Source organism: Salinigranum halophilum, from assembly GCF_007004735.1.
Classification (GTDB): domain Archaea; phylum Halobacteriota; class Halobacteria; order Halobacteriales; family Haloferacaceae; genus Salinigranum; species Salinigranum halophilum.
In genome coordinates this window covers 1-25,569 of record NZ_SSNL01000008.1, presented here as the reverse complement: position 1 = coordinate 25,569, position 25,569 = coordinate 1, and the positions used below count along the sequence as shown (strand labels likewise).

Genomic DNA, 25,569 nt, shown 5'->3' with positions numbered 1-25,569 from the left:
GACTCCGTCAGACGCGCGTCGCACGAGAGTATATTACCAGCGACGTACCATGAACGTCTGTGCCCGTGTCACTCGGAACGGACCCGCTCGACACCCTGGAGATTCCCGACGGGACGACCGTCGAGGAGCACGACCTCGTCACCGACCGTGACGTGCTCGTCGGCGGCCAGAGTTCCGTGGAGTTCGGCGTTCGCGGCCGGAACGTGATGGCGGGAGAACGCGTCCGGTTCGGCGGCGACATCGAGGCCGACGGCGACTGCCGACTCGACGTCTGGTGTCAGGTCGCCGGGAACGTCCTCGTCGGCGAGGACGCCTACCTCGGCGAGCGCGTCCACATCGAGGGTCGGTTGATGGTCTCGGGCGACCTCGACATCGGCGACGACGTCGACATCGACGAGGGGTTCGAGGCGAGCGGCTGGATCGTCATCCGCAACCCGATGCCGACACTCGTCTTTTACTTCGTCGTGCTCTCGCAGTTGCTCAGAATCGGCGAGAAGGACGCCGCCGACGAGATGGCGCAGGCGCTCTCGTCGGACGGCGGCCAGACGCCGCTCGTCATCCCCCGCGGTGCCGACGTCTCCGACGACGCCTGGCGCGTCTCGACCCCGGCGCAGGTCGGCTCGGACTGCCGCCTGCACGGGAACATCCGCGCCGAGCGCATCGAACTGGGGGCGGAGAACAACGTCTTCGGCAGCCTCCGCGCCAAAGGCGACATCACCGTCGGCTCCGAGACCAGAATCCACGGCGACGTCACGACCCGCGGCGGCCACGTGACCGTCGAGGAGGGGGCGCGCGTGCTCGGCGACGTCTCCTGCGGTGACCTCGACCTCCACGAACGGGCGACCGTCGACGGGACCGTGCGCGCCCGCGGTGAGATGCGTATCCGCCGCGACGACACGTCCCGCGACGCGGAGTGAGGGTCCGCCGGCTTCGAACCGCGTTCGTCCACGACACGTGTCAGACAATCTTTATACCACTACTGTCTCTCGTTGCTGTATGAACGAACGGGGGAAATCGCACACGCGTGTCCTGTGTGTCGGGACTCCCACCGATGTCGCCGACGACAGCCTGGCGGCGTTCGACGTCAGGCACGTCGAGACGGCCGCCGACGCTCGCGCTCTCCTCGCCGCCGCCGATTCCAGTCAGTGGACCCCAGACTGCGTCGTGAGCGCCGTACCGGCGGACGCAGCAGCCCCCGACGACGCCCTCGCCTTCCTCCAGTGGGTCGACGAGCGCGCGCCCGGAGTCGCGACGGTGCTCGCCCCCGGCGACGCGGGGAGCGAACGGCTGGCGAGTCGGGCGGTCGCCGCGGGTGTCACTCGCTACTGTCCCGCGGGCGACTCTCTCGGAGACGTCGTCGAGGCCGCCCTCGACCGTGACCGACCCGACCGAACGCACGACTCCGGCGTCGATCGCCGCTACCGGACGCTCGCGGAGAACCTACCGAACGGGGCCGTCGCACTGTACGACCGGGAGCTTCGGTACCTCGTCGTCGGCGGGACGGTGTTCGACGACCTCCCACTCGACCGCGACCGACTTGAGGGGGCGCGGTTCGAAGCCGCGCACTCGGACACGTACGTCGACCGGTACGGCCCGCTCTACCGCGCCGCACTGGACGGCGAGCACTCCGCGTTCGAGTTCACCTACGAGGGCCACACCTTCCGTGGGTACACGGTCCCCGTCCGCGACCGGAGCGACACGATTGTCGCCGGGATGGCACTCACCCAGGACGTCACCGAAGCGCGCGAGCGACAGGCGCGCCTCGAACGGCAAAACGAGCGCCTCGACCGCTTCGCCAGCCTCGTGAGCCACGACCTGCGGAACCCGCTGAACATCGTCGAGGGGTCGCTCGTGTTGCTCCGGGAGGCGGCTCGAGACGGCGACGTCGAAGTCGTCGAGGAGAACGCCGACCGTATCAGCCGGGCGTGTCGCCGGATGAACGAGATCGTCGACAACGTCCTCACGCTGGCCCGACAGCCGGAACTGGTCGACGACCCCGAGAACGTGCCGCTCGCCGACACCGCACGTCGCGTGTGGGAGGGCATCGACGCGCCCCGTTCGTCGCTCCGTATCGATACGGGGCCGCACGACGAGGTGTTCGTCCGTGCGGACCGGAGCGCGCTGGCGCGACTGCTCGAGAACCTCCTCGCGAACGCGGTCGAGCACGGCTCGGCGAGCAGTCCGCCAGCGGCTGCCGGCGCTGTCGAACCCGGGTCCACGAGCGAGGGGGGCGTGTCCGTCCGCGTCGAGTGGTTCGAGGACGACGACCGGGGCTTCGCCGTCGCCGACGACGGCCCGGGCCTCGACCCCGCCGCGCGCGAGCGCGCCTTCGACTGGGGGTACACGACGGGCGATGGGGGGCTCGGCCTCGGACTCAACATCGTCGAAAGCGTGGCCGAAGCGCACGGCTGGAGGCCTGCCGTCGCCGAGAGCGCGTCCGGTGGTGCGCGGTTCGAGATTCGTGGTCTCGAGCACGCGCCCGCCGAAGCCGACGACTGACCGCGAGTGGGCGAACCGATGAGTGAAACCCCCCTTTGTCCCTAGCTAAGGGTTTTTTGACTCCCCGTTGTCGCTTCGGGTATGAACCGACGCCGAACACGAACGGTCGCGACGGTCCTGGTCGCGCTCATGGCCGTCCTCGCCGGCTGTGGCGGGGCGGCACAGGGCGGCAGAAGCGGCGGGGACAGCGGGGCGGTCAGCAGTGATGCGGCGTACGAGCGTGGAGCGACGGCACAGCCGGAAGGGACCCCGATGGCCGCACAGTCGGGCGGGTCGTCCGGCGAGGCCTCGTCGATGCAGTCCATCGACTCGCGCGCGCTCATCCGGACCGGACGCGTGACGCTGGAAGTCACGGACTTCGAGCGCACCGAAGCGAACCTCACCGAGCTGGTCGAGTCGCGCGGCGGGTTCGTCTCCGACACCCGCCAGCGACAACAGCGCGTCGGCGACCGGACGTATCTGACCGGGACCGTCGTCCTCCGGGTTCCGAGCGAGCGCTTCGCGGAGACGTTCAGTGACGTCCAGGCCGAGGGCGAGGTCATCGAGTCCTCGACGTCGACCGAGGACGTCACGGAGCAACTGGTCGACATCGAGGCGCGGCTGAACAACCTCCGCGCCCAGCGCGACCGCCTCCGGACGCTGTACGAGCAGGCGAACGACACGGAAGCCGTCCTGCAGGTCGAACGCCGACTCTCGGAGGTCCAGACCGAAATCGAGCGGCTGGAGGCGCGCAAGCAGGCGCTCGAGCGGCAGGTGGCGTACTCGACGATCACCGTCGACATCAGAGAGGAGCGCCCCGACCGCCTGGGCGTCGACGAGAAGTGGTACGACATCGGCTTCGTCGGAGCCTTCCTCGAGTCCGTAAACGGCGTCGTCGTCGCCCTGCGCGCCGGTGTCGTCATCCTCGGCTACGTGCTCCCGTACCTCATCGTGCTCGCGACGCCCGTCGGACTCCTCGGCGGTGCCCTCGCGTGGCGACGGGGGTGGGGACCGTTCGGCGGTGGCACAGAGCGCGTCGTCGAGGAGGCACCGCCCGACGACGACGAGCGCGACGGATAACGACACCGCCACCGAAAGGCACTCTTCCCGCACGTGCGAGAGGGGAGATATGCTCTCTCTCGCACTCGCGGGCAAGCCCAACGCGGGCAAGTCCACGTTCTACAAGGCGGCCACGATGGCCGACGTCGCCGTCGCCAACTACCCCTTCACGACCATCGACGCCAACCGGGGAATCACTTACGCCCGCACGCGCTGTCCCTGTCTCGACCGCGAGGAGCGCTGTGGCAACTGCGAGGACGGCAAGCGGTACGTCGCCGTCGAACTCGTCGACGTCGCGGGACTCGTTCCCGGCGCGCACGAGGGACGAGGGTTGGGAAACCAGTTCCTCGACGAACTCACCAACGCCGACGCCATCCTCAACGTCGTCGACGCCTCCGGCGGCACGAACGAGGAGGGCGACCCCGTCGAGGTCGGGACGTACGACCCCCTCGCGGAGATCGACTTCATCAAAGAGGAGATGGACCAGTGGCTCACCGGCATCATCGACCGCAACTGGGAGTCGGTCGAGCGGAAGTCCCGCTCGCCCGACTTCGACATCGACGACGCGCTCGCCGACCTGCTCACCGGGTTCGGTGCGTCCGAGTACGACGTCGCCGCCGCCCTCCGGACGCTCGACTACCCGACGGACCCCATCCAGTGGACCGACGAGAACCGAGAGGCGCTCGCCCGCGAGATTCGCGAGCGCACCAAACCGCTCGTCCTCGTGGCGAACAAAGCCGATATCGCACCCGCCGAGAACCTCCAGCGCATCTCCGAGACCGACACCCTCTCGGTGGCGGCGACCGCCGACGGCGAACTCGCGCTCCGGAAGGGTGCGGAGGCGGGCGTCGTCGACTACGACCCCGGCGACGAGGACTTCCAGATCGTCGGCGACCTCACCGACGGCCAGCGGACGGGGTTAGAGCAGATCCGCGAGGTCATGAGTGAACACGGTGGGACGGGCGTCCAGCGGTCCATCGACACCGCCGTCTACGACCTGCTCGACCATATCACGGTGTATCCGGTGCAGAACGAGTCGAAGTGGACCGACGGGACGGGCGAGACGCTGCCCGACGCCTTCTTGCTCCCGCGGGGGTCGACGCCGAAGGACCTCGCGTACGCCGTCCACTCCGACATCGGCGACGGCTACCTCCACGCCGTCGACGCGCGGTCGAACCGCCGCATCAGCGAGTCGTACGAGTTGGAAGAAGGCGACGTCATCAAAATCGTGAGCACGGCGTCGTAGCGCACACCACGCGGCACACGCCACACGCCGGACGCCGCACGCTGTCTCGACCCACCGACGTCTCACGCGTCCCGGTTCCGGCGTTCGAGCAGGTGGAAGGCGACGATGCCGGCGACGAACGCCACGCCGAGGTCGACCAGGAGTCCGCAGAGACCGATTCCGACCACCAGCGGGTACTCGCTCGCCTTCTCGAGGCTCGTCCGACCGAGTTGGAGGGCGATCAGGACCAGGATGGCACCCAGCATCGAGACCGGATACGCCGCCACGAGTTCGACCGCGACGACGGCCACCACGAGGTAGCCGAGGCCGAGGAGGACGTTCGCCCCGGCCGTCCGGGCCCCGAAGGCGTACTTGCCGGCGACGCCGCCGCTGCCGTGACACATCGGCATCGCTCCGAACGGGATGGCGACGAGGTTCATGACGCCCATGCTCGTCGCGAGTTCGTCGGGCGAGACGTCTCGGTCGAAGTAGTCCCCGAGGAGCACGGCCGTCGCCAGCGCGGCGTTGCCGAGCGTCATCGCCAACTGGGCGAGCGTCGCTTCGAGCGCCGGGACGGTGAGGTCGTCGAGGCCGAACAGCACCGTCCCGTTCGCCGACGGGAGGCTCGGCGACGGCAGGCCGACCGACCCCGCCGCGACCACCCCGCCGGCGAGCAACACGGCGAACGCGCTCACCTGCCAGTACCCGCGGACGACGAGGGCCAACGCGAGCACGCCCGCGACCGCCGCCAGCGTGAGGTTTGTGCCGCTCAGGTCGACGCCGGTCCGTAACAGGACGAGCGCGACCCCGAACTGGATCCCGCGGACGACCGGCGAGCCGATGATGCTGCCGAACCGCCCGAGCGAGCCGGTGAGGCCGATGAGGACGAGCACCGCGCTGAGCAACAGGCCAGCGACGAGGAGTTCACCGGTCGTAATCGACCCCGCGATGACGAGCGCGGCGACCGCCTTCATCGGCTCGACGGAGATGGGAACCGCGTAGTAGAGCCCCCAGACGATCTGGAAGACGCCGAACCAGACGAGGAGCATCGACAGCGAGAGGTCGGTGAGTACCGAGAGGGCGACGACGATGGGCAGCACCGTAACCGAATCCCCTATCGCCCCCGTCGCCTCGCTCCAGGAGATGTCGAGGTCGTGGGCTCCCCGGAACGAGACGCTGATACTCATCCATCGGATGATTCATCCCGAACAGTAAAACTCTCACGAGCAACGGACAGGGGTTTCAGGGACGGCACGGAAGAAACTGCTTTTGATTACTCCCTCGCGAGCAGGGGGACGCCGCCGAAGCGTGTGACCCGGCTACTGTACGGCGTCGTACGCCGCGGCCATCCGGTCGAGCGCCTCCGTCAGTTCCTCGACGTTCGTGGCGTAGGAGATGCGGGCGTAGCCCGCCCCGTGTGAACCGAAGGCTTCTCCGGGCACGATGATGACGCCGCGCTCGATGCAGGCGTCGACGAACCCCTCGGGGACTTTCGGCATCGCGTAGAACGCGCCCGTCGGCGTGGGACACTCGAGGCCGATGTCGGCGAGGCCGTCGAGGAGGAGGTCACGACGCTCTTCGAAGGAGGCAGTCATCTCGTCGACGAGTTCCTGTGGGCCCGTGAGGGCTGCCTCGGCGGCGTACTGCGCTGGCGCGGAGGCACAGGCCTGGACGTACTGGTGGACGCGGACCATCCGCTCGATTCGCTCACTCGAGGCGTGGACCCAGCCGACGCGCCAGCCGGTCATCGAGAAGAGCTTGGAGGCGGAGTTGACGACGACGACGTTGTCCGACTCGGCGTACTCGACAGGGGAGTGGTGTTCGCCCTCGAAGACGGTGTACTCGTACACCTCGTCGGAGAGACAGAGGACGTCGTGTTCGTCGGCGATGCGGGCGAACTCGCGGACGTCTTCCTCTGACGACACGGCACCTGTCGGGTTACCGGGGGAGTTGACGACGAAGGCGGCGGTGTCGTCGGTGATGGCGTCCTCGACCCGTGCGGGGTCGATGGTCAGGTCGTCGCGGAGGGGAACGGGAACCGGCTCGCCGTCTGCCAGCTTCGTCAGGGCGTCGTACGAGACGAAGCCGGGGTCGGGGATGACGACCTCGTCGCCGCCGTTGACGTGTGCCTCCAGCGCGACGTGGAGCGCCTCGCTCCCTCCGGCGGTGACGACGATGTCGTCCGGCGAGCGGTCGATACCCTGGTCGCGTTCGTGCTTCGCCGCGATGGCCTCGCGGAGCGACAGCATCCCCTTGTTCTCGGTGTACGCGTCGGCCTCGCCGGCCATGATGGCGTCGGCGGCCGCCTGTCGCGCGTGCTCGGGCGCTGGGAAGTCCGGCTGGCCGAGGCCGAGGTTGATGGCACCCTCGCCCGCCGCCTCGAACACCTCACGGATGCCGCTGATGGAGATACGTTCCACCCGGTCTGAGAAGTGGGTCATACTCACATCGGTGCGGCAGAGCGGATAGTTCTTTGCGAACCGTCTCCGTCTCACCGGCTGTGTGGTGGGGACGCCAGACACCGATACTCGACGGCGGTCGACGTCACCGCGTCCTGAGACGAACCCGGGCAATTAGCAGCAATATCTGCCGTTTCCTACGACGGGTGCGGCCGTCGGTGATTCCCGGCAGATAGCGCTGCAACTTCGCTCCAGCGGTAGGTATCGCCGAGAGCCGTATGTAACCCTTCGAAACGGCTCCGCATGACTCTTACCGCCTGCGAGTGGGGCATAAGGGGCGGTCCCGTACGACGGTGTATGTCAGAACACACGCCTGGGAACGGACCCGCGATTTCGAGACGGCGGTTCCTCGGCGCGGCAGGGGCGACAGGCACGGCAGCCCTCGCGGGCTGTGCCGGGGCCGTCACGGGTGGGGCTGGCGGCAGTGGTCTCTCGGAAATTCAGGTCGCGTACATGCCCATCTACCCCGACATGCAGTACTTCGTCATGGAGGAGGAAGGCTACTTCGGCGACCTCTCGGTCGACGTCTCCGGGAAGCTGTTCTCCGACGGCCCCTCCATCGTCCAGGCGTCGGCGAAGGGCGACTTCGACGTGATGATGTTCGGCATCGTCCCGGCGATGATCGTGATGGACACGGGGATTCCCTCGAAGATCACCGCCGCGAACATCAGAGACGCGATGCAGATTCTCGCGACCGACGAGTTCGCGGGGCTGTGGGAAGAACACGGCACGGACGCCTTCGCGGTCTTCGAAGAGGAGAAGGGCCGCACGTTCACGTTCGGCACGTTCCCGCCGGGGTCGGTCCCCGACATCCTGCTTCGGTACTGGCTCGAGGAAGAACTCGGGCTCGACCCCGAGGAGGACGTCGAAATCACCGCCCTCGGCGGGGCCGGGCCGGTCAGACAGGCCCTCCTCTCGGAGAAGGTCGACGGGACGTCCATCATGGAGCCCGTGCCGACGGTCGTCGAGGCGAACGACGCGCCCTTCTCACCTATCGCCTGGGCGGGCGACTTCATGCCCGGACAGCCGGCCGCGGTGACCCTGATGCACGACCGCCTCAGAGAGGAACACCCCGAGGTCGCCACGGCGTTCGTCCGCCAACACCAGCGCGCGACCGACTTCGCGCTGTCGAACCCTGACACGGCGGCCCAGCACGCCTCGACCGTTATCGGCGAGGAGGCGCTGCCCGTGGAGACGGCGCGGCAGGCGATGGAGTCGCGGGCGTCGGCGTTCATCACGGACCCCCACGAGATCGAAGGCGGCGCGAGCATCTTCTCGCGCTACGCCGCCCGCCTCGGCAAGACGGAGTCGGAGCTGAGCATCGACAGCATGTTCGACTACGGCGTCTACGACAGTCTCTGAGATGGCAGTCGACACCGCGAGCGAAACGGAGTCCACCCCCTCGTTCGAGAGCGTCGACGCTCGACGACTCGTCCTCGGCGGCGTCGGGACCCTCGGGTTCCTCCTCGCGTGGCAGGCGGCCGCCCTCGCTATCGGGAAAGCGTACCTCCTCCCGACGCCGCTTTCGGTCGCCGGCGCGTTCGTGACCGAACTCACGGCGGCGGAGACGCTCTCGCTCGGGTTCGGCGTCACGGTCCCCGCGACGCGGATGGTCGCGAAACTCGTCCAGAGCCTCTTTCACTACCTCCCGGGCCTCGTCGTCGGGTCGACGCTCGGTATCTCGCTCGGCATCGCGATGGGCTGGAACGAGACGCTCGACGACGCGCTGACGCCCGTCACACGGGTCCTCAGACCGATTCCGCCGCTGGCGTGGATCGCCTTCGCCATCGTCTGGATCGGCATCAACCACAGGGGCGCGGCGTTCATCGTCGGCATCGGGGCGTTCTGGATCAACTTCTACAACGCCTACTCCGGGGTCGAAGGCGTCCCTCAGCACCTCAAGGAGGTCGCCAGCTCACTCGGTGTCGAGTCGGACGTCAGCATGATTCGGAAGGTCGTCGTCCCGGCGGCGTCGCCCTCTCTCATGACCGGGATTCGGACGAGCATCGGTCAGTGCTGGATGATCGTCGTCGCCGCCGAACTGTTCGGTGCGCCCGGCGTGGGCTTCCAGATCATCAACGCCGCACAGAACCTGCAGATGGACGTCTCCGTCGCGTACATGCTCGTCATCAGCGTCGTCTTCCTCGCGAGCGACGGGCTCTTCCGGAACGTCGAACGGAGGGTTCTCGAGTGGCGCGCCTAGAGGAACAGCCGATGACCGATACGAAGACCGACGTCGACGACACTGATGCGGACGCGTCGACGACCGCACGGGCGCGAGAGAAGGTGGTCGTCGACGGCCTCGGCAAACGGTACGACTCCGACCGCCAGACCGTCCAGGCGCTCTCCGACGTGAACTTCTCGGTCGGTACCGGCGAGTTCGTCTGTCTCGTCGGTCCGTCGGGCTGCGGGAAGACGACACTCTTCCGGCTCATCGCGGGGCTCGAGACGCCCACGACCGGCGACGTACTGCTCGACGGCGAACCGGTCACCGGCCCGGGCACCGACCGGGGGATGGTGTTTCAGGAGTACGGTCTGTTCCCGTGGCGAACGGTGCGAGAGAACGTCGCGTTCGGGCTCGAAGAACAGGGTGTCGACGGGGCCGAGCGGAAGCGACGCGTCGCCGAGATGATCGACCTCGTCGGGCTCTCGGGGTTCGCCGACGCCTACCCGAAGGAGCTGTCGGGTGGGATGAAACAGCGCGTCGGCATCGCCCGTGCGCTCGCGGTCGACCCCGAACTCCTCCTCATGGACGAGCCGTTCGGCAGCGTCGACGCCCAGACCCGTGACATGCTCCACGGGGAGTTGCTCGAGGTGTGGGCCGAGACGGGCAAGACGGTGCTGTTCGTCACCCACGACGTCGAGGAGGCGGTGACGCTCGCCGACCGCGTCGTCGTGATGGCGGCCGACCCCGGCCGCGTCCGCGAGGTCGTCCCCGTCGGGCTCGAACGGCCCCGGGTGCGGACCGACGCGGCCTTCGCCGACCGCGTCGAGCACATCCGCGGCCTCATCGGCGACTGAGCCGTCGCGTTCCGCCGTCCGGTCGCCGACCCTAGTGTTATGTACTCTCACGCAGGTCATGACGTATGGCGGACACGAAGCGCGGTCGAGAGGAACAGGCGCGGAACGAAGCGCGCCGACAGCGCGAGCGGGAGATCGAGCAGGCCCGACAGCGCCGAGACGAAGCCGAGCCCGACGCGCCGAGTGAGCCCGCGGTCGAAGACCGAGCACAGGCGACGGGCCCCCGTCGCTGTCACCGGCGCGACTGTGAGGAACCCGCGGCCTTCCTCGTGCTCGAGCGATACCTCGAGGACACCGGTCACGGCCCGGTCGAAGCGACGGCAGCCCTGTGTCGGGAACACACCGCAGAGGAAGGCCCCGCCCGTCTCGACGACGTCTTCGCGGGCTACGTCTTCCGCATCGAGCCGCTCTCGGAGACCGCTTCCGAGACGGAGTCGTAGCTCATGCGGAGACGGGCCGTCGAGGCTCAGTCCTCGTAGGTGTCTCTGAGTTCGGCGACGTGGTCTCCGAGACGCGAGAGCGCGGCGTCGGGGTCCAGGTAGCCCTCGTTGTACTCGTAGTAGATGTCCTCTGCGGCGTCGATGAACGCCGCGACGGCTTCGGGCGTCTCGTCGGACTCGTTCGTGTCGGTCATACTGTCACTGTCGACGCCCGGCCTGTTGGTCGTTTCCCTCTGCGCTGGAGGGGGGAGCGGGCGGACGGGCGGCTCGGTTGCACTCACCCACTCCGAAACCCACAAACGCACACCCGTCGAAGCCGGCGTATGACTCCGGCCGTTCGGCGGTCCGTCGCGTCGCCACGAGGGGGCAGCCCGACGTGAACCCGCTCGACCGCTACGAACCGCTCGTCGACGGCCGCGAGGCCTTCCGCGAGGCCTGCGAGCGACCGCTTCCCTACGCGGTCCGGGTGAACACCATCAAGGCCGACCGCGACCGGGTGTGCGCCGCGTTCGACGAGGAGGGAATCGCCTACGAAGCGACCGACTGGAACCCCGACCTGCTCACACTGGAGGGGAAAGCCGGACGGACCTGGCCGTACTTCCTCGGGTGGGTCCACGGACAGGAGGCGGTCTCCGCACTCCCTGCGACCGTCCTCGACCCCCAGCCGGGCGACCGAGTCTGGGACGCCTGCGCCGCACCGGGGTCGAAGACGACGCAACTCGCGGCGCTGATGGGAGACGAGGGAACGCTCGTCGGCAACGACAACAACCTCGGACGACTGTCGGCGCTCCGGCACAACGCCGAGCGTCTCGGTGTGACGAACCTCGTCGTCACGAACCAGGACGCGCGGAACTTCTCGCTCAAGCCGCTCGCCTTCGAGTCGTTCGACCGCGCCATCGTCGACGCGCCCTGTTCCTGTGAGGGGACGTGTCGCAAGAACCCCACCGCCCTCGACGACTGGACGCTCGACCACGTCCACCAGGTCGCCGGCATCCAGAAGGGAATTCTCAAGCGCGCGGTCCAGGCCACCCGCGAGGGCGGCACCGTCGTCTACTCGACCTGCACGTTCGCGCCCGAGGAGAACGAGGCCGTCCTCGACCACGTCCTCAGCGAGGAGGACTGCCGCCTCGTCGACTTCGACGTCGGACTGGAGACGTCGCCGGGCGTCACCGAGTGGGAGGGCGAGGAGTTCGACCCCACTGTCGCGAAGGCCCACCGCGTCTACCCCCACCAGAACGACACGGGCGGCTTCTTCTGTGCGAAGCTGGAGGTGACGGGATGAGCCGCGAGAACGACGGCCAGCGGTTCGACCGGTTGCCCGCGACCCCCACCGAGCGCGAGGTCCCCGGCCGCGCCTCGCGCGCGGAGGTGCTCGACTGGTGGGCCGAACGGTTCGAGATCCCCCCCGAGACGTTCGAAGGCTTCTCGTTCTGGGAGAAGGGCGCGGGGAAACTGTGGGTGTTCGCCGGCGAGTCGCCCTCGCCCACGAACGTCGAGGGGCTCGGGATGACGTTCCTGCGGACGCGACAGGAGCACTGGAAGCCGACGACGGTCGCAGTCCAGCGGTTCGGCCACCTCGCGACGAAGAACGTCGTCGCCCTCTCGCCCGCGGAAGCGAAACGCTTCGCCGCCGGCGAGGACCAGGAGGTCGACTGGGACGGCGACTGGGGATACCTCATCGCCACCCGCGAGGTCGCCGGTGAGCGCGCGCCACTCGGGGTGGGGCTGTATCTCCACGGCGAACTCCGGTCGGTGGTGCCGAAAGGCACTCAGGAGTCGCTTCCGGAGTGAGCCGTCGCTACGCCTTCTCCCGGAGGACGCCGCCACCGAGCCCCTCCCACTCGACGCGATAGCCCAGTCGGGAGAGCACGGCGCTGGTGTCTCCAAGTCCGACGGCGGCCAGCACGTCCTCGACGTCCGCGAGCGACATCCCGACCTCGACCTCCGTGCGCACGCGCTCGAGTACGTCAGGGCGGACGAGCGTGCCGCCCACGCGCTCGTGTTCGGGGAACGAAACGGCGTCGAGCGCGTCCTCGCTCACGCCGTGGCGCTCTGCGAGCGTGGACAGCGACACCGCGTCGTCATCGAGGGCGAGCCGGGTCGGAAGCGACGCTGCCGCCGCCGCGACCAGGTCGGACTCGTACGTCCGGAGCACGTCGACGACGTCTTTTACCCGGACGCGACCCGAGTACGAGACCACCCGGTGGTCCCGCGCTTCGACCGCCTCGCCGACGCCGAGCGACTCGTCGACGGCGACGAGGAGTTCGACCTCCTCGACGTCATCCAGTTGAGCGAGTTTCTTCGACACGTACTCGGGCGTCCAGAAACCCATTATTTCGAAGTAGACGCGGAAGCCTTCGACGTTCGAATCGAACTCGGTCGCCTCAGCGGCCGACCCCGCGGGTCGGTAGTCGAACGCGAAGTCGGGGATCATCACTCGAGTCCCGGTCGCCAGCGCCTCGGGCTCTCGTGTGAGCTCCCAGTCGAGGTCGAGCGTCTCGAACCGCGCGGCGAAGTCCGCCTCGACGCCGCTATCGAACGTCGGCTCGGCGAGCGGGTCGTCGTCCGGGAGGGTGAGGTCGGCGTCCGAGAGACGGAGTTCGCGCTCGGTCCCGCGGTCGTCGATTGTCGCCTCGAGTCGCCACTCCGACGCCTTCGCGGCGGTTCGGAGGAGCCGGGCGAACGCCGTCCCGTACCGTCGCGTGCGGCGGAAGAGCGCGTCCGGACCGGTGACCACGACCTCCCGCTCGCCCGACACGTTCCGAATCTCGTACATCAGCCGGAGCCGTTTGACCGCCGAGACGAGCGCCCTCGGGTCCGACGACCGGAGCCGGACCTCGGTCGCGTCGAACAGGGCGGTCTGTGCGAGCGAGAGGTTGTACCGGTCGACGAGGTCGTCGGGGCTCCACGGCGAGTCGAACCGGGTCATGACCTGATTCACCTCCCGGTCGGCGTACAGCGACTCGTCGACCGCCGCGACAGTGAGACCGAGCGACCCGGCCGCCTGTGAGAGCGCCCGCGTCCGTTCGGTCTCGCTGGCGACACCGACCGCCTCGCTCGCCTCGAACACCGCTCGACGCACCCGCTCGGGCGGCACTGGCGCGCGCGTCTCGAACGTCGCCTCCCTGTCGAGCAGCGCCGCGAACCCCCGGACGAGTTTGAAGTCGTCGGCCTCGCGTTCGAGTTCCGCCAGCGCCGCATCCAGTGCGGCGCGCGTCTCGCCGACGTGGTCGCGGTAGCGTCCGAGCACCGCCGCGGCGAGCGGTCGCTCCTCCCGGTCGACGAACTGCGGACGGTAGCCGCCGCCCCGGCGGGAGACGCGGAGGAGGTCCTTCGTGAGCACGACTCGACCGAGGCGACTGAGCGACAAAAGGTCGTGGGACTGCGCTCCGGCCGGTGCAAACGCACAATCCGACGCACGCTGACCGCTGTGCAGTCGTGACGAGGGGACGCGGGCGTCGGTGATTTCGGCGACGAGACGCCGCCCGAAGCGGTCGGTCTAGTTAGTAGTCGCCCACTAGCCTCTCCGCCGGGCGGCGACGTTCTCCTCCGTGGTCTCTTCGGTGACGACCTCGTACAGGAGCGCCCGCCCCCCGTCCGACTTCGGGCGGAGGATACGACCCAGCCGCTGTGTGAACTCGCGCTCCGACCCCGACCCCGAGAGGACGCACGCGACGTTCGCGTCGGGGACGTCCACCCCCTCGTCGAGGACGTTCGCCGTCACCACCCGCGAGTAGGTCCCCTCTCTGAACCGCTCCAGTATCTCGCGGCGCTCTCCAGCACCGGTCTCGTTCGTGACCGCGGGGAGGAGAAACCGCTCGGAGAGACGGTAGACGAGGTCGGTGTGGGCGGTGAAGACGATGACGCGGTCGTCGCGGTGGCGGTCGAGGATGTCCGCGAGGGCGTCGACCTTGGCGTCGGCGTTCATCATCACCCGGCGGGCGCGTTGTTTGGCGAGGAGGGCCTCACGGGCGCGGGGGTCGTTCCCCGACCGCATCACGAGTTTCTGGTAGTCCGCGCCCGACCGCATGTCGAGGTTCGAAGTTCGAAGGTAGTCGACGAACGTCTCCTGGGCCTCGTCGTACTGCCGTCGCTCCGCCTCGGAGAGCGACACCTCGATGCGCTTGATGTCGTAGTCGGCGAGGTGTTCGCCGGCGAGGTCGTCGACGTCGAGCGCGAAGACCCGGGGGCCGACGAGTCGCTCGACGGCCTCGTGTGCGCCGTCGGGTCGCTCGAACGTCGCCGTCAGGCCGAGGCGGGCGGGCGCGGCGAGCAACCGGGCGATGTCCTGGTACCCCTCGCCGCCCAGGTGGTGGACCTCGTCGAAGACGACGAGGCCGAACTGGTCGCCGATTTCGTCCGCACGGAGATACGCCGAGTCGTACGTCGAGACCGTGATGGGTGCCTGGCGCTGCTGTCCGCCGCCGAACTGGCCGACCTCGACGTCGAACTCGGCCTCGAGTTCACGACGCCACTGATTCAGGAGGTCGATGGTGGGCACCACGACGAGCGTCGGCAGGTCCAGCGTGACCATCGCGGCGATGGCGACGACGGTCTTGCCCGCGCCCGTCGGGAGTTCGACCACGCCCCGATGGTCGGCGCGCCGCCAGGCGTCGAGGGCGTCGCGCTGGTACTCGCGGAGGTCGTACGACGTCGAGAGCGAGAGCGCGGGCCACGACGCGAGGTGGTCGTCGTACACGTCGTCGCGGCTGTCGAGGACGTCCCGCAGGGCGCTGTAGCGGAACGCGGGGGCACGAGCGGTGCCCGAACGCGGGTCCGTCTCGAGGAAGGGCAGCGAGAGACCGGCGGGTGGGTCGTCGACGCGAACGGTGCCGTCCTCGAACGAGAGCGTAGTCACTGCGCCAGCGTAGTCGGGCGAGGGATAAAAGCGTCGTCGCTGTCGAGCGAGGCGGTGTTCGAGGCGAGGGCGTCCACTCGTCCACGACGGTGAGCGTCGATGCCGTGGCGGTGGTGCGGGACGGGCGAACGGCGGGACAGCGACCGCACGGTGCGTCGCTGTGTCCACTGGCTCCCGCGTGACGACGACCCCGCGGACTCACTCAGACGAATACCCACTGCACGCGTCCCGCTCACCCGCCCGCAGCGTTAACCGACTCCCGCGTGTAGCGTCAGGCATGGCACACGTAGACGTACTCGAACCCCTCGAACTGGACGCGCCGACGATGGTCGAGGGTCTGCCCGGGGTCGGACTCGTCGGGAAGATCGCGGCCGACCACCTCGTCGAGGAGTTCGCGATGACTCACTACGCGAACGTCCACTGCGATGCCCTCCCGAAGGTGGCCGTCTACCAGGAGGGAGACGCGACCCTCCACCCGCCCGTCCGGCTGTACGCCGACACCGAACGGAACCTCCTCGTCCTCCAGAGCGACGTCCCCATCTCGCCGGCGGCCGCCCAGGAGTTCGCGGACTGTATCGGCGGCTGGTTCGACGACGACGGGGTGTTCCCCATCTACCTCTCGGGTATCGGCCGGGAGAAGTCCGACGCACCGCCGGCGATGTACGGGGTCGGCGTCGGCGACGGCCTCGAGCGACTCGAAGCGGCCGACATCACCGCCCCGGACGAGACCGGACTCGTCTCGGGTCCGACAGGAGCCCTGTTGAACGACGCCGTCGAACACGGCCGGGCCGCCGTCGGTCTGGTCGTGGAGTCGGACCCGCGGTTCCCCGACCCCGAGGCCGCCCGGATTCTCATCAGAGAGGGTATCGAACCGCTGACCGGCCTCGAGGTCGGCACGGACAGCCTCGTCGACCGCGCAGAGGAGATTCGGGCCGCCAAGGAGCGCCTCGCGAAGCGGATGCAGGAGGCGGGCGACGAGAGCACGCAGGCGCGACCGCTCGGGATGTACCAGTAGCAAGCGGGTGCGCCCGAGCGCCGGAACGTTTCTACAGCCTTAAGCCTCGTCGGTCACTTCGTCCAGGCATGAGCGACGACGCCGACATGGACGCCGACGCGGCCGCCGAGGACGTCGAATCGGGGCCCGCAGTCAACGGCGAGACGGCCGCCCCGGACGACGAGTCGACAGGTGACGACGCTGACGCCGCCACCGCGGAGGCGTCGACGGAGACTGGCCTCGCCAGTGAGGTCGCCGAGGTGGACGAGACGCTCGCCGAGGACGTCGCGGCACTCGAAGGACGGGTCGCCGAACTCGAAGCCGCTCTGGACGACGCACGGTCGAAGCTGACCCGGAAGCAGGCGGACTTTCAGAACTACAAGAAGCGGACGAAGAAGAAGCAAGAGCAGATCAAAGCGCGGGCGACCGAAGACCTCGTCGAACGTCTCGTCCCCGTTCGGGACAACCTCGTCCGTGCGCTCGACCAGGACGAGGAGGCCGACATCCGTCCCGGAATCGAGTCGACGCTCACCGAACTCGACCGGGTCCTCGAAGGCGAGAACGTCACCGTCATCGAGCCACAGCCGGGCGACGAGGTCGACCCCCACCGCCACGAGGTGATGCTCCGCGTCGACGCCGAGCAACCCGCGGGAACCGTCGTCGACCTCTACCAGCCGGGCTACGAGATGGCCGAGAAGGTCATCCGCCCCGCACAGGTCACCGTGAGCAGCGGCGCTGACACGGCGGAGTAGCTCTCCACGGTCCGGTCGCGACGTGTCTAGCTGGTGCCACCTCGACTGACGTCAGTCGTGGGGGGCCGACCACGCCCTTCGCTCGCCCACACGAGGCGACTGGCCGGACGACGTCGCGGCAGCGGAACGGGTTCGGTGTCGGCGGTTCGTGATAAGTCCCTCGCCTCGCCTCCCACCAGATAGCGACAAAAACGCACGACAGCGCCGACATGGCCTGCACTGTTCGGGAGTCGAATCTAGTAACCTTTAACCGACGCAAGCCGATAGGTGAACCCAAGATGGCGAGCAACAAGATTCTCGGTATCGACCTCGGTACCACCAACAGCGCCTTCGCGGTGATGGAAGGTGGCGACCCCGAGATCATCGTGAACGCCGAAGGGGACCGCACGACACCCTCCGTCGTCGCGTTCTCCGACGACGGCGAACGACTCATCGGCAAACCCGCCAAGAACCAGGCCATCCAGAACCCAGACCGCACGATTCGGTCCATCAAGCGGCACATGGGTGAGGAGGGGTACACCGTCGAAATCGGCGACGACGAGTACACGCCCGAACAGCTCTCGGCGATGATTCTCCAGAAGATCAAGCGCGACGCCGAGGAGTACCTCGGCGACGACGTCGAGAAGGCGGTCATCACGGTCCCCGCGTACTTCAACGACCGCCAGCGCCAGGCCACGAAGGACGCCGGCGAGATCGCCGGCTTCGAAGTCGAGCGCATCATCAACGAGCCGACTGCGGCGTCGATGGCGTACGGCCTCGACGACGACTCCGACCAGACCGTCCTCGTGTACGACCTCGGCGGCGGCACGTTCGACGTCTCCATCCTCGATTTAGGCGGCGGCGTCTACGAGGTCGTCGCCACGAACGGTGACAACTCGCTCGGCGGCGACGACTGGGACGAAGCCGTCATCGACCACCTCGCCACGGAGTTCAAGAACGACCACGGCATCGACCTCCGCGAGGACCGTCAGGCCCTCCAGCGGCTGAAGGACGCCGCGGAGGAGGCCAAAATCGAACTCTCCTCACGAAAGGAGACGACCATCAACCTCCCGTTCATCACGGCCACCGACTCGGGGCCGGTCCACCTCGAACAGAAGCTCACGCGGGCGAAGTTCGAGTCGCTCACCACGGACCTCATCGACCGCACGGTCGGCCCGACGAAGCAGGCGCTCGAAGACGCCGGCTACGACAAGGGTGACATCGACGAGGTCATCCTCGTCGGCGGGTCGACTCGAATGCCGCAGGTCCGCGACAAGGTCGAGGACCTCCTCGGCGTCGAACCCAAAAAGAGCGTCAACCCCGACGAGGCCGTCGCGCTCGGCGCGGCCATCCAGGGCGGCGTGCTCTCGGGCGACGTCGACGACATCGTTCTCCTCGACGTCACACCGCTGTCGCTCGGCATCGAGGTGAAGGGTGGGCTCTTCGAGCGGCTCATCGACAAGAACACCACCATCCCGACCGAGGAGTCGAAGATATTCACCACGGCCGCGGACAGCCAGACGCGCGTCCAGGTGCGGGTCTTCCAGGGCGAGCGCGAAATCGCCAACAAGAACGAACTGCTCGGGGAGTTCCAGCTGACGGGTATCCCGCCGGCTCCCGCGGGGACGCCGCAGATCGAGGTGTCGTTCAACATCGACGAGAACGGCATCGTCAACGTCTCCGCCGAGGACAAAGGCTCCGGTAACAAGGAGGACATCACCATCGAGGGCGGTGCTGGCCTCTCCGACGAACAGATCGACCAGATGCAGCAGGAGGCCGAGGAGCACGCCGAGGAGGACAAGGTCCGCCGCGAGTTCGTCGAGGCGCGCAACGAGGCCGAGAGCACCGTCCAGCGCGCCGAGACGCTCCTCGAAGAGAACGAGGACAGCGTCTCCGACGACCTCCGCGAGGACATCGAAGCGGAGGTCGAGAACCTCGAAGAGGTCTTAGCCGAGAACGAGGAGGCCGACGACCTCGAAGCGGCGACCGACGAGATCGAGGACGCCGTCGAGGACCTCGCCGAGGCGCTCCAGGAGATCGGCAAACAGATGTACGAACAGCAGGCTCAGCAGCAGGCCGCCGGTGGCGCGGGCATGGGCGGTGCCGGCGGTATGGGTGGTATGGGCGGCGCTGGCGGCGCTGGTCCCGAAGGCGACGACGACGAGTACGTCGACGCCGACTTCGAGGACGTGGACAAAGACGACGAATAGTCGTCTTTGTCTGCCCGCCAGGAACACACGAGTTCTAGACCGAAGGGCTACCGCCGCCGGTGTCGTAGTCAGCATATGGCCGCCCTGACGCCCGTCCTCTTCGCGCTCACCGTCGCGTTCCTCGCGGTCCACGAACTCGACGCGGTCCGGAACCACGAGTGGCGGTTCTTCTTCTCCCCGTTCGGCGTCGACGACGACACCGGGTACCGCGTCTTCACGGCGCTCCACGTCCCGCTCTTCGCCGTCGTCTTCACGTTCTACTCCGCGCCCGCATTCCAGACTGGCCTCGACCTCTTCGCGGTCGCACACGGCGGCGTCCACCTGGCGCTGCGCGACCACCCGCTGGTCGAGTTCTCGGGGTGGTTCTCCGGGCTGTGGATCTACGGGGCATCGGCGCTCGGTGGCCTCCACCTCCTCGCTGTGGTCGTCTCGTGAGGGCGACCGTGTCCCGACGGGTCGCTCGTTCGAAAGGCGCGTTTTTCAAGTAGTTCGGTCGTGAATGAGCGAGTAACGGATGAGCGAGGACTTCTACGACGTACTCGGGGTGTCGCGTGACGCCTCGGAAGACGAAATCAAGAAAGCCTACCGGAAGAAGGCCTCGGAGTACCACCCCGACGTGAGCGACGACCCCGACGCCGAGGAGAAGTTCAAGAAGGTCCAGAAGGCCAAGGAGGTCCTCACGGACGACGAGAAGCGCCAGATGTACGACCAGCTCGGCCACGACCGCTTCCAGCAGGCCCAGAAGCAGGGCGGGATGGGCGGCGGTGCTGGCGGCCGAGGCGGTGGCGACCCGTTCGGCGGCATGGGTGGCGGCGCCGGCGGCATGGGTGGCTTCGAGGACATCTTCAACCAGTTCTTCGGCGGCGGCGGTGGGCGACAGAACGGGCCCAGTCAGGGCAAGAACATCCGGACGAGCATCACGCTCGACCTCGAAGAGGCCTACGAGGGCGTCTCGAAGCAGTTCACCATCCAGCGCCCCGAGCGCTGTGACGAGTGTGACGGCGCGGGCCACCCCCCGGACGCCGACGTCAGTACCTGTCCGGAGTGTAACGGGCAGGGACAGACCACGCAGGTGAGCCAGACACCGTTCGGGCGCGTCCAGCAGACCCAGACCTGTCGACGCTGTGAGGGCGAGGGCGAACTCTACTCCGAGGAGTGTTCCGAGTGCGGTGGTGCCGGGAAGGTCCGGCGCGAGGCCGAACTCACCGTCGACATCCCCGCGGGCATCAGAGACGGGCAGACCCTCCGGATGAACGGCGAGGGTGCGCCCGGCGAACACGGCGGGCCGAACGGCGACCTGCTCATCGATGTCGCCGTCCGCGAACACCCGGAGTTCGAGCGCGACGGCGACGACCTCTTCCACCAGTACGCGCTCTCGTTCCCCCAGGCGGTCTTCGGGACGACGGTCGAGGTACCCACGCTCGACGGCACCGTCGAGATGGACGTCCCCGAGGGTACCCAGAGCGGCGAGACGTTCCGCCTGAAGCGCAAGGGGATGCCGAAGCTCCAACAGCGGGGTCGACGCGGCCGACAGCGCCACGGCGACCTCTACGTCCAGGTCCAGGTCGTCACGCCCGACAACCTCAACAAGGAACAGCGCAAGGCGCTCGAGAAGTTCGCCGAGGCCGGCGGCGACGAGGTCGACGTCAAGGAAGGCTTCTTCGAGCGCATCAAGAACTCCTTTTGACTGCGCCCGGGGCGTCGGCGTTGGTCGGCGACGTCTCGTTTGCCGTCCGATAACCGACTGGAGACGGACCCGCCCCGCACATACTTACCCACGGCCCGTCTGGTCTCTCGCGTATGTCCTACACCAAGGTCAACTACCGCGACGTCGACCCGGTCGCGGACGGACTGTACTTCCTCCGCGACGCCCTCGGCTGTGAGAACCTCGGATTCAGTGTGGTCGACTGTGAGCCGAACTGGACCGGTAAGGAACACGACCACGCCAACGGCGACCACGAGGAGGTGTACTACCTCGTCTCGGGCGAAGCGACGCTCTACGTCGACGGAGACGAGGTGGCGTTGGACCCCGGCGACGCGGTCCGCGTCGCGCCCGACGCGGCCCGACAGATCGAGAACGGCCCTCGCGAGAGTACGTTCGTGGTCGTCGGCGCCCCCTGAGGGACGAAAGCCTCAGGGACGGTGACATTATTGTCGTTCGGCTGTGAACACACCCCATGACCGGTGACTCCGACCACAGAATCCCCGTGACGGTCCTCAGTGGCGCACTCGGTGCCGGCAAGACGACGCTCGTCAACCGACTGCTGAGGAGCCCCGGTGACCGGACCATCGCCGTCGTCGTCAACGACGTCGGCGACGTGAACATCGATGCCGAACTCATCGAGGAAGAGAACGAGGACACCGGCGTCGTCGACCTCTCCAACGGGTGTATCTGCTGTGGACTCCAGGGCGACCTCCTGTCCGAGGTGACGCGCCTCGCCGACGAGCGCACGTTCGACTACCTGGTCGTCGAGGCGTCGGGGGTCTCAGAGCCCGTCCCCATCGCGCAGACCTTCACGCGCGGGACGGACGACGCCGACATCGACCCGACCGAACGGTTCCGCCTCGACACGATGGTCTCCGTCGTCGACACGTACGGATTCTGGAAGGAGTTCGACGCCGCGACCCACCGTGAGGACTCCGCCGGTGGAGGGCGGTCGCTCTCGGAGGTGTTCGTCGACCAGGTCGAGTTCTGCGACGTCCTCCTCTTGAACAAGTGTGACACCGTCCCTGAGGACGCGCTCGAGGAGGTCGAGGCCGTCGTGCGCGAACTGCAGCCCCGAGCGGTGCTGTATCGGACGGAGTACTCGGACGTGCCGACCGACGCCGTCCTCGACACCGGACTGTTCGACTTCGAGGAGGCCCAGCGCGCGACCGGGTGGAAGCGACACCTCGCGGGCGAGGATACCCACGACGGGGAGCACGACCACCACCACGCTGGTGCCGTACACGCCGTGTCGACGTTCACCTACGAGACCGACGAGCCGTTCCACCCCGAGCGCCTCGACGCGTGGCTCGACGACTGGCGCGGGGACGTCGTACGGGCGAAGGGCTTTTTCAAACTCGCGGGGCGGCCGGAGACGGTGATGGGGTTGAGTCAGGCCGGCCCGTCGGTGCAGGCGGGCCCGCTCGGCACGTGGGACGAGGACGACGATCGACGGACCCGACTGGTGTTCATCGGGACGGACATGGACGAAGCCGACATCAGACGGGAACTCGACGGCTGTCTCGTTCGAGAATCGGAGTCGCTCGAGAGCGTTACCGACCCGTTCCCGGCGTGACCTGCTCGCGCAGGTCGTCCCACTCCTCGTAAAAGCCGTAGTTGGTCTCGCGCGCCCGCTGAGCGGCGATGGCCTCCTGGTAGGTGTCGTCGTAGTCGAGCAGCGCCGTCCAGCCGTCCTCGCGGAACGTGCAGTACATGCACATACGACGTTGTTGGCGCGGGCCACACAAGACCGTTACCGCCGACTTCGAATTCTCACAGATGAGAGCCGACCCGGAACGTAGATACGTGGCAGTGGATGACAAGTGGTATGTGTTCTAGACTCCCACGGCGACGAACCGCGGTCACCGGACAGTGTGACCACTGCGAGTGGACGGCCATCACGGACTCGTACGCAAAGATGGTGAAGTACTACCAGGACCACCTCCGAGCCGACCATCCAGCGGTCTGGCTCCGCACCTGAGCGACCCGGCCCCCTCGACAGGGACACACACCCGCGACCGATACGGCGTAGTACGACGTTCGAGCGCGCGCCGCAAGCCGACGAGCGCTCCCGGAACTCCGCGAGCGTAGCCACGACGCGTTCACGACTACCGGCCACAGGTGTGGCTCGGTGGGGTGAGGCGGCTCGAAAAAGAACGTGTGCTGGTGGAGCGACGTCGCCTACGGCTCGAGCAGGACCTTCGTGACGCCCTCTTCGCGCTTGTCGAAGGCGTCGTACATCTCGGGGGCCTCGTCGAGGCCGACGCGGTGGGAGACCACCCACGAGGGGTCCGCGCGGCCTTCGATGATGAGGTCGCGGAGTTCGCGGTTGTACTCCTTGACGTTACACTGGCCCGTTCCGAGCTTCTGTCCCTTCTCGAACAGCTTCCCGAAGTCGATGCCGAGTCGACCCTGCGCAGCCATCTCGTCGGGGGCACCGGGGTCGGAGGGGACGTACAGCCCGGGGATGCCGAGTTCGCCCGTGGGGCGGACGACCTGGACAAGCTGGTTCAGCACGACGGCCGGGTTCTCGCGGGCCGGGTCGTACGCGTCCGAACCGGGGTCGGTCTCAGGGTCGATGGCCTGGTAGCCGACGGCGTCGACGCCCTTGTCGACCTCGCCCCCGTGGTCGTCGATGATCTGCTCGACCGGGTCGCCCTCCTCGAAGTTGATTGCGGTGGCGTCACAGTGTTCCTCTGCGAGTTCGAGCCGGCTCGGGACGCGGTCGACGGAGTAAATCTTCGACGCGCCCTTGATCTTCGCGCTGTAGGCGGCCATCAGCCCGACCGGACCCGCACCGAAGATGGCGACGCTCTCGCCGGGCTGGAGGTTCGCCAACTCTGTTCCGTGCCACCCTGTCGGGAAGATGTCGGCGAGGAGTGCGAACGCGTCCTCGTGTTCGTCGCCGTCGGGGAGTTTGAGCGCGTTGAAGTCCGCATACGGGATGCGGAGTTTCTCGGCCTGTCCCCCCTTGTACGGCCCCATGGCGACGTAGCCGTAGGCACCGCCGGCGAAGCCCGGGTTGACGTTCGTACAGAAGCCGGTGTAGCCGTTCTCACAGTTCTGGCAGAACCCACACGCGACGTTGAACGGAGCGACGACGCGGTCGCCCTCCTCCAGCGTGGAGACGCCGTCGCCGACCTCGGTGACGATTCCCATGTTCTCGTGTCCGAAGACGATTCCTTCCTCTGCCGCGGTTCGGCCCTCGTACATGTGGAGGTCCGACCCACAGATGCACGACGTCGTGATGTCGATTAGGACGTCGTTCGGATGCTGAAGCTCCGGCTCTTCTACTTCCTCGACGGCTACCTCTTTCGGTCCCTTGTATACGACTGCTCTCATGGACATACTTCTGACACCTCAGGTTAGTGTGGCCCCAACAATTATTATGTTTATCGGCCGTCAATTGTCACTACTGGCGTAGTTGTCGGCCGAGACCGATTCCATCGGCCCCACACTGGCCCCGCGTCTCGAACCATTCGACCTTTGACGGCGAACCCGTTAGAGGACCCATGCACGTCCTCGGAGACCTCGTCGTCCGCGAGCGGCGAAGCGGCCGGCCCGCGTTCCACGTGGCCGAGACGGACCGCTCGATCTCGTATCGCGACCTCTGTACGACCGCGTACAAGGCGGGGAACGTCCTCCGGTATCTCGGGGTCCGCGAGCGCGCGACCGTCGCCGTGGTCGGCACCGTCGGCCCGCACCCACTCTGGGCGTTCTACGGGGCCGGTCAACTCGGTGCAGTGACTCGGTTCGCCGGCCACGAGGACGCCGTCGACGCCGCCCCTCGTGTCCTCTTGCTCCCCGTCACCGACGAGGAGCGTGTCGCACCCGGCCCGCGCACGAAACTCGCGACCTACGGGGGTGCGCCCACGCAGGTGACCACGCTCCACTGGGAGAAGGAACTGTGGAGCGAGAACCCCGCGGTCCACCCGACGGACGTCGACCCGACGGACCCGCTCCTCACGACGGGCTCTCGAACGTACACGCACGAGGACGTTCTCGACGCGGCCCGCGCCGTCGTCGACGCGTTCGACCTCGACGAGACGCGTCGCGTCGCCGTCCGCGGCCCGCTCTCACAGCCCCACGTGGTCACGGCCGGCCTCGTCGCCCCGATTCTCGCCGGCGGGACCGTCGTCGCGCCAACCGAGGAGTCGTCGTCGGACGTCGCCGTCGTCGGGCACGGCGTGGACGCCGTCCCCGAACCACGGGTGTGTCGCGCCGACGACGTTCCGCTGTAACCGGCTTTCGAGCGCCCTCCGTCAGGATGCGTTTTTGAGTTCGTCGAGCGCGGCGGGGTTCTCGATACTCGACATATCGCCGAGTTCTTCGCCCTGGTAAATCGAGGAGATGGCGCGGCGGATGACCTTCCCCGACTGGGTTTTGGGG

Annotated in this window: 26 protein-coding genes; 19 read left to right on the top strand and 7 right to left on the bottom strand. The window is 67.8% G+C overall.

Translation table 11 applies throughout. From position 1 onward, the window contains the following. Positions 1–65 precede the first annotated feature (65 nt). The 4 genes from E6N53_RS19115 (at position 66) to E6N53_RS19100 (ending at position 4,783) form a co-directional block, all read left to right on the top strand. A complete protein-coding gene (locus E6N53_RS19115; protein ID WP_136591947.1) occupies positions 66–917 on the top strand; it encodes a polymer-forming cytoskeletal protein in 852 nt (283 codons plus the stop codon). A gap of 79 nt (positions 918–996) precedes the next feature. Continuing rightward, on the top strand, positions 997–2,499 hold the full coding sequence (locus E6N53_RS19110) for a sensor histidine kinase (protein ID WP_142861044.1): 1,503 nt from the start codon (positions 997–999) through the stop codon (positions 2,497–2,499). An 81-nt stretch (positions 2,500–2,580) separates the two neighbouring features. Continuing rightward, positions 2,581–3,558, top strand: a complete 978-nt coding sequence (locus E6N53_RS19105; RefSeq protein WP_142861043.1) for a DUF4349 domain-containing protein — start codon at positions 2,581–2,583, stop codon at positions 3,556–3,558. 49 nt (positions 3,559–3,607) lie between these two features. Further along, on the top strand, positions 3,608–4,783 hold the full coding sequence (locus E6N53_RS19100) for a redox-regulated ATPase YchF (RefSeq protein WP_142861042.1): 1,176 nt from the start codon (positions 3,608–3,610) through the stop codon (positions 4,781–4,783). 62 nt (positions 4,784–4,845) lie between these two features. Here E6N53_RS19100 and E6N53_RS19095 read toward each other — a convergent pair whose 3' ends face one another. Together E6N53_RS19095 and E6N53_RS19090 are read right to left on the bottom strand one after the other, a co-directional pair. Further along, entirely contained in the window at positions 4,846–5,949 is a 1,104-nt protein-coding gene (locus tag E6N53_RS19095; protein ID WP_142861041.1) for a putative sulfate/molybdate transporter, read from the bottom strand. Between the two features lie 132 nt (positions 5,950–6,081). Next, positions 6,082–7,203, bottom strand: coding sequence for a pyridoxal phosphate-dependent aminotransferase (locus E6N53_RS19090; protein WP_142861040.1), 1,122 nt, complete (start codon positions 7,201–7,203; stop codon positions 6,082–6,084). A 315-nt stretch (positions 7,204–7,518) separates the two neighbouring features. Between E6N53_RS19090 and E6N53_RS19085 the strand changes: the two genes are divergently transcribed. The 4 genes from E6N53_RS19085 (at position 7,519) to E6N53_RS19070 (ending at position 10,682) form a co-directional block, all read left to right on the top strand. Beyond that, positions 7,519–8,583, top strand: a complete 1,065-nt coding sequence (locus E6N53_RS19085) for an ABC transporter substrate-binding protein (RefSeq protein WP_142861039.1) — start codon at positions 7,519–7,521, stop codon at positions 8,581–8,583. A gap of 1 nt (position 8,584) precedes the next feature. Continuing rightward, on the top strand, positions 8,585–9,424 hold the full coding sequence (locus E6N53_RS19080; RefSeq protein ID WP_142861038.1) for an ABC transporter permease: 840 nt from the start codon (positions 8,585–8,587) through the stop codon (positions 9,422–9,424). An 11-nt stretch (positions 9,425–9,435) separates the two neighbouring features. After that, positions 9,436–10,242: an ABC transporter ATP-binding protein gene (locus E6N53_RS19075; protein ID WP_136591946.1), complete on the top strand. Its 807-nt coding sequence runs from the start codon at positions 9,436–9,438 to the stop codon at positions 10,240–10,242. A 65-nt stretch (positions 10,243–10,307) separates the two neighbouring features. Next, the gene (locus tag E6N53_RS19070; RefSeq protein ID WP_136603290.1) at positions 10,308–10,682 is read left to right on the top strand and encodes a hypothetical protein; all 375 of its coding nucleotides are present in this window, start codon (positions 10,308–10,310) and stop codon (positions 10,680–10,682) included. 26 nt (positions 10,683–10,708) lie between these two features. Here the strand turns inward: E6N53_RS19070 and E6N53_RS21180 are convergent, their stop codons facing one another. Next, on the bottom strand, positions 10,709–10,876 hold the full coding sequence (locus E6N53_RS21180) for a hypothetical protein (RefSeq protein WP_201740275.1): 168 nt from the start codon (positions 10,874–10,876) through the stop codon (positions 10,709–10,711). Between the two features lie 182 nt (positions 10,877–11,058). On the opposite strand from E6N53_RS21180, the gene E6N53_RS19065 reads away from it, so the two are divergent. After that, positions 11,059–11,964: an RsmB/NOP family class I SAM-dependent RNA methyltransferase gene (locus tag E6N53_RS19065; protein WP_142861037.1), complete on the top strand. Its 906-nt coding sequence runs from the start codon at positions 11,059–11,061 to the stop codon at positions 11,962–11,964. Beyond that, positions 11,961–12,473: a DUF7122 family protein gene (locus E6N53_RS19060; protein ID WP_142861036.1), complete on the top strand. Its 513-nt coding sequence runs from the start codon at positions 11,961–11,963 to the stop codon at positions 12,471–12,473. The genes E6N53_RS19065 and E6N53_RS19060 overlap by 4 nt, the downstream gene beginning before the upstream one ends. Positions 12,474–12,480: 7 nt before the next feature. On the opposite strand, the gene E6N53_RS19055 is transcribed toward E6N53_RS19060, so the two are convergent. Then, entirely contained in the window at positions 12,481–14,025 is a 1,545-nt protein-coding gene (locus tag E6N53_RS19055; protein ID WP_142861035.1) for a DUF790 family protein, read from the bottom strand. A 174-nt stretch (positions 14,026–14,199) separates the two neighbouring features. Next, complete coding sequence (locus E6N53_RS19050) at positions 14,200–15,540, bottom strand: DEAD/DEAH box helicase (RefSeq protein ID WP_142861034.1); 1,341 nt, start codon at positions 15,538–15,540, stop codon at positions 14,200–14,202. A gap of 277 nt (positions 15,541–15,817) precedes the next feature. Here E6N53_RS19050 and E6N53_RS19045 point away from each other — a divergent pair, with 277 nt between their 5' ends. The 7 genes from E6N53_RS19045 (at position 15,818) to E6N53_RS19015 (ending at position 22,756) form a co-directional block, all read left to right on the top strand. Next, positions 15,818–16,555 carry a proteasome assembly chaperone family protein gene (locus E6N53_RS19045; RefSeq protein WP_142861033.1) on the top strand — a complete coding sequence of 246 codons (738 nt, stop codon included), beginning with the start codon at positions 15,818–15,820 and terminating at the stop codon, positions 16,553–16,555. A gap of 68 nt (positions 16,556–16,623) precedes the next feature. Next, positions 16,624–17,286: a nucleotide exchange factor GrpE gene (locus tag E6N53_RS19040; RefSeq protein WP_142861032.1), complete on the top strand. Its 663-nt coding sequence runs from the start codon at positions 16,624–16,626 to the stop codon at positions 17,284–17,286. A 278-nt stretch (positions 17,287–17,564) separates the two neighbouring features. Then, a complete protein-coding gene (gene dnaK, locus E6N53_RS19035; RefSeq protein ID WP_142861031.1) occupies positions 17,565–19,475 on the top strand; it encodes a molecular chaperone DnaK in 1,911 nt (636 codons plus the stop codon). A gap of 75 nt (positions 19,476–19,550) precedes the next feature. Continuing rightward, positions 19,551–19,910, top strand: a complete 360-nt coding sequence (locus tag E6N53_RS19030) for a DUF6713 family protein (RefSeq protein ID WP_136591796.1) — start codon at positions 19,551–19,553, stop codon at positions 19,908–19,910. A gap of 79 nt (positions 19,911–19,989) precedes the next feature. Continuing rightward, positions 19,990–21,162: a molecular chaperone DnaJ gene (gene dnaJ / locus E6N53_RS19025; protein ID WP_142861030.1), complete on the top strand. Its 1,173-nt coding sequence runs from the start codon at positions 19,990–19,992 to the stop codon at positions 21,160–21,162. 113 nt (positions 21,163–21,275) lie between these two features. Then, complete coding sequence (locus E6N53_RS19020; RefSeq protein WP_142861029.1) at positions 21,276–21,596, top strand: cupin domain-containing protein; 321 nt, start codon at positions 21,276–21,278, stop codon at positions 21,594–21,596. A 56-nt stretch (positions 21,597–21,652) separates the two neighbouring features. Continuing rightward, on the top strand, positions 21,653–22,756 hold the full coding sequence (locus E6N53_RS19015; RefSeq protein WP_142861028.1) for a CobW family GTP-binding protein: 1,104 nt from the start codon (positions 21,653–21,655) through the stop codon (positions 22,754–22,756). On the opposite strand, the gene E6N53_RS21175 is transcribed toward E6N53_RS19015, so the two are convergent. Further along, positions 22,734–22,901, bottom strand: a complete 168-nt coding sequence (locus tag E6N53_RS21175) for a hypothetical protein (protein WP_201740274.1) — start codon at positions 22,899–22,901, stop codon at positions 22,734–22,736. The two genes, E6N53_RS19015 and E6N53_RS21175, sit on opposite strands and share 23 nt — an antisense overlap. 107 nt (positions 22,902–23,008) lie before the next feature. On the opposite strand from E6N53_RS21175, the gene E6N53_RS21170 reads away from it, so the two are divergent. Continuing rightward, entirely contained in the window at positions 23,009–23,161 is a 153-nt protein-coding gene (locus E6N53_RS21170; protein ID WP_201741206.1) for a hypothetical protein, read from the top strand. A 200-nt stretch (positions 23,162–23,361) separates the two neighbouring features. Here the strand turns inward: E6N53_RS21170 and E6N53_RS19010 are convergent, their stop codons facing one another. Further along, positions 23,362–24,522 carry a glutathione-independent formaldehyde dehydrogenase gene (locus tag E6N53_RS19010; protein WP_142861150.1) on the bottom strand — a complete coding sequence of 387 codons (1,161 nt, stop codon included), beginning with the start codon at positions 24,520–24,522 and terminating at the stop codon, positions 23,362–23,364. Between the two features lie 170 nt (positions 24,523–24,692). On the opposite strand from E6N53_RS19010, the gene E6N53_RS19005 reads away from it, so the two are divergent. Beyond that, a complete protein-coding gene (locus tag E6N53_RS19005) occupies positions 24,693–25,421 on the top strand; it encodes an AMP-binding protein (RefSeq protein WP_142861027.1) in 729 nt (242 codons plus the stop codon). Positions 25,422–25,569: the final 148 nt, after the last annotated feature.

Bases quoted from the DNA above. Each gene is read 5' to 3' on its own strand.
- E6N53_RS19110 (WP_142861044.1), top strand. From the start codon at position 997: ATGAACGAACGGGGGAAATCGCACACGCGTGTCCTGTGTGTCGGGACT.
- E6N53_RS19105 (WP_142861043.1), top strand. From the start codon at position 2,581: ATGAACCGACGCCGAACACGAACGGTCGCGACGGTCCTGGTCGCGCTC.
- E6N53_RS19100 (WP_142861042.1), top strand. From the start codon at position 3,608: ATGCTCTCTCTCGCACTCGCGGGCAAGCCCAACGCGGGCAAGTCCACG.
- E6N53_RS19095 (WP_142861041.1), bottom strand. From the start codon at position 5,949: ATGAGTATCAGCGTCTCGTTCCGGGGAGCCCACGACCTCGACATCTCC.
- E6N53_RS19090 (WP_142861040.1), bottom strand. From the start codon at position 7,203: ATGACCCACTTCTCAGACCGGGTGGAACGTATCTCCATCAGCGGCATC.
- E6N53_RS19085 (WP_142861039.1), top strand. From the start codon at position 7,519: ATGTCAGAACACACGCCTGGGAACGGACCCGCGATTTCGAGACGGCGG.
- E6N53_RS19080 (WP_142861038.1), top strand. From the start codon at position 8,585: ATGGCAGTCGACACCGCGAGCGAAACGGAGTCCACCCCCTCGTTCGAG.
- E6N53_RS19075 (WP_136591946.1), top strand. From the start codon at position 9,436: ATGACCGATACGAAGACCGACGTCGACGACACTGATGCGGACGCGTCG.
- E6N53_RS19070 (WP_136603290.1), top strand. From the start codon at position 10,308: ATGGCGGACACGAAGCGCGGTCGAGAGGAACAGGCGCGGAACGAAGCG.
- E6N53_RS21180 (WP_201740275.1), bottom strand. From the start codon at position 10,876: ATGACCGACACGAACGAGTCCGACGAGACGCCCGAAGCCGTCGCGGCG.
- E6N53_RS19060 (WP_142861036.1), top strand. From the start codon at position 11,961: ATGAGCCGCGAGAACGACGGCCAGCGGTTCGACCGGTTGCCCGCGACC.
- E6N53_RS19045 (WP_142861033.1), top strand. From the start codon at position 15,818: ATGGCACACGTAGACGTACTCGAACCCCTCGAACTGGACGCGCCGACG.
- E6N53_RS19040 (WP_142861032.1), top strand. From the start codon at position 16,624: ATGAGCGACGACGCCGACATGGACGCCGACGCGGCCGCCGAGGACGTC.
- dnaK (WP_142861031.1), top strand. From the start codon at position 17,565: ATGGCGAGCAACAAGATTCTCGGTATCGACCTCGGTACCACCAACAGC.
- E6N53_RS19030 (WP_136591796.1), top strand. From the start codon at position 19,551: ATGGCCGCCCTGACGCCCGTCCTCTTCGCGCTCACCGTCGCGTTCCTC.
- dnaJ (WP_142861030.1), top strand. From the start codon at position 19,990: ATGAGCGAGGACTTCTACGACGTACTCGGGGTGTCGCGTGACGCCTCG.
- E6N53_RS19020 (WP_142861029.1), top strand. From the start codon at position 21,276: ATGTCCTACACCAAGGTCAACTACCGCGACGTCGACCCGGTCGCGGAC.
- E6N53_RS19015 (WP_142861028.1), top strand. From the start codon at position 21,653: ATGACCGGTGACTCCGACCACAGAATCCCCGTGACGGTCCTCAGTGGC.
- E6N53_RS21175 (WP_201740274.1), bottom strand. From the start codon at position 22,901: ATGTGCATGTACTGCACGTTCCGCGAGGACGGCTGGACGGCGCTGCTC.
- E6N53_RS21170 (WP_201741206.1), top strand. From the start codon at position 23,009: ATGTGTTCTAGACTCCCACGGCGACGAACCGCGGTCACCGGACAGTGT.
- E6N53_RS19010 (WP_142861150.1), bottom strand. From the start codon at position 24,522: ATGAGAGCAGTCGTATACAAGGGACCGAAAGAGGTAGCCGTCGAGGAA.
- E6N53_RS19005 (WP_142861027.1), top strand. From the start codon at position 24,693: ATGCACGTCCTCGGAGACCTCGTCGTCCGCGAGCGGCGAAGCGGCCGG.